Genomic DNA, 1,531 nt, shown 5'->3' on the forward strand with positions numbered 1-1,531 from the left:
AAAATAATTGAAGTATTAGCCCCGGCTTTTTGCTGGGGCTTGTTAAATTGATTCGTTTCATTCCTCAGGCAATTTTTGTATCTTGATCATTCTGGTGGTGTTCTTGCTGTTTGACAAACTTTCCAAACTGTTGGCGACGCCAGGGATGATTCATTGGTGGAATGCGGGGCTTCTTTGGTTTTGGCGGAGTATAGTCTATATCTAAGTCTTTTGATTTTGTTTCGTGCTCGGGTATTTCTTCCAGTGCGTAGATGTCTTTGTCATTTACACAGCAGTATTGACTGCCATCAAAAGCCTGAATAAACATTACCTTTGTTCCTTTTCGGTAGTGGACCTGATTGCCTCTGCTGTCAATCATACGGTAGTATTTATTGGAATGCCTTAAACAGTGTCCGGTATCTACCGTTCTTTCGCATAAAACTGCAAGAATCAGGTTAATTTTTTCAATTTGGGGTTGCACTTCGAACACAGACTTGATACCATGAATGGGAAGGGAAAACTTCTCATTGAATTCCTTTATGTAGGAGTTTAGGAATTCATTGGCAGCGTCTATGGTCGTTATGCCTGCAAGTCTTAACTCGACTGGCAGGCGCGACTGTAGCGTCTGGTTCAGGCGTTCTACACGTCCTTTTGCCTGAGGCACACTGCTTGATCCCAGTTCAACCCCCAGCTGTTTACAGGCATAGGCAAACTGTGTATAGGTATCCTCATCGATAGATGGGGAGTTTTTCTTTTTATAGGTGAAAACAGTACGGCGGTCTGTAAAGAACTTGTAGGGGATACCGTAAGTTGTGAGGATCTGATGGAAAACGTGGTAATAGCCATTCAGAGTTTCCTGGGTATCAAACCAACCGCCGGTAATCCTTCCTGTAGCATCATCTATAGCCAGATGCAGATGCCATATCTGACCGGGGATCCATTCGTAGGGAGTTGCGTCCATTTGCTGCAGTTCACCGAAATAAGCGGCTCTGGGACGGCGGGAATGGGCGTCCTCAAGAGCAACAAGATTAATCTGTATCTGATCCGCTTCTTTCTGAGATTTCGCTGCTTTTTTATCGGCTTTTAATTGTTCTTTGATTCTCTTTTTCTTAGCTTTTGTAGCCTTGGGAGAGAGAATGTATTCAGCTTCGAGAATAGACATAACCGCTGAAGGGGAGATGTGGATATCTTCATGTTTTCCTAATAACTCAGTGAAATGCACAAAATTGGCATCATAGTATTTGTTGCGGTATAAATCGACAACAAGATTACGAGTTTCATTGGGGATGGTATTGGCTGGCTTACGTCCTCTGTTGCCATGGATAAAATAGGCTTTGCCATGCTCTTTGTAGCCTTTAAGCATACGGTTAATGTGACGTACAGTACAACCGAGAGTAAGGGCAGCTCTCTGCTTGTTAGGGGCTGGATGATCTGCCAATGATTTGATCACCTCATACTTCTTTTGTTCATCCATTGATAATTCTACCTTTCTGATAATCGTTACCTCCATCTGTTGATGGAAGCATTATACTACATTGGGACATTTTCCTTT

General features: G+C 42.9%; 1 protein-coding gene. It reads right to left on the reverse strand.

Annotation, left to right across the window (positions count from 1 at the left end):
• Positions 1–64: 64 nt before the first annotated feature.
• A complete protein-coding gene (locus tag AB5618_RS21320) occupies positions 65–1,453 on the reverse strand; it encodes an ISNCY family transposase (RefSeq protein ID WP_161285588.1) in 1,389 nt (462 codons plus the stop codon).
• Between the last annotated feature and the right edge of the window lie 78 nt (positions 1,454–1,531).

It is taken from the genome of Ruminococcus sp. J1101004sp1_RTP21198st1_B9_RTP21198_201120 (assembly GCF_040924245.1).
GTDB lineage: Bacteria > Bacillota > Clostridia > Lachnospirales > Lachnospiraceae > Blautia_A > Blautia_A faecis.

What these genes read in the sequence shown, in the direction of transcription:
- AB5618_RS21320 (WP_161285588.1), bottom strand. Translation starts at nt 1,453, where the DNA reads ATGGATGAACAAAAGAAGTATGAGGTGATCAAATCATTGGCAGATCAT.